We start from the raw sequence: 475 nt of genomic DNA on the forward strand, positions 1-475 counted from the left end.
GCTTCTGTCCGTCAACGCGTTCGGACGAATCCCAGAATGGCCTGTGGGATTTGCCGACATCTGGGACGGTATTACGTCTGACATACTGAAGGCCGGTATCGCCAAGAGCAAACGTAATTGACATGGACGCTGCTGATCTGTATAGTTTGCTTGAGGATTCGCTGTGCATCGTGCGGCGCGCGGTGTGGAGCGAATATGATGACTGGGCTGCGTCAGTCGAACAGCGGCTGATGAATGCCATGAACGAACTAGTTGAGGAAGATGAAGATGAACAAGAAGTATCACCGTGAGGTGCGTCCCATGTTCAAGTCGCTGGAGCAGTATCTAGGTTTGGAACTGGATCGTGTCCGGCACACGGAACTCGAACAGTTCGCGGAAGAGCACAAACAGTTCGTGCGCCTGAACGACAAGAAGGATGAGGCTCTGTTCGGCATCGAATGCCACACGCTCAAGATTCGTGCAGACTACGACGCGC

The 475-nt window shown here is 53.5% G+C and carries 2 protein-coding genes; both read left to right on the plus strand.

The features are described 5' to 3' along the window. Nucleotides 1-122: 122 nt before the first annotated feature. The gene (locus AC1RPX_RS07685) at nt 123-290 is read left to right on the plus strand and encodes a hypothetical protein (RefSeq protein WP_289859383.1); all 168 of its coding nucleotides are present in this window, start codon (nt 123-125) and stop codon (nt 288-290) included. Beyond that, on the plus strand, nt 268-475 hold a 208-nt coding region (locus AC1RPX_RS07690; RefSeq protein WP_481763316.1), incomplete at its 3' end, for a hypothetical protein. The genes AC1RPX_RS07685 and AC1RPX_RS07690, both read left to right, overlap by 23 nt.

This window comes from Dellaglioa sp. CoH-56-MRSF-14 (genome assembly GCF_056782115.1).

Excerpts from the sequence above, each read along its gene's own strand:
- AC1RPX_RS07685 (WP_289859383.1), top strand. The coding sequence starts at position 123 with ATGGACGCTGCTGATCTGTATAGTTTGCTTGAGGATTCGCTGTGCATC.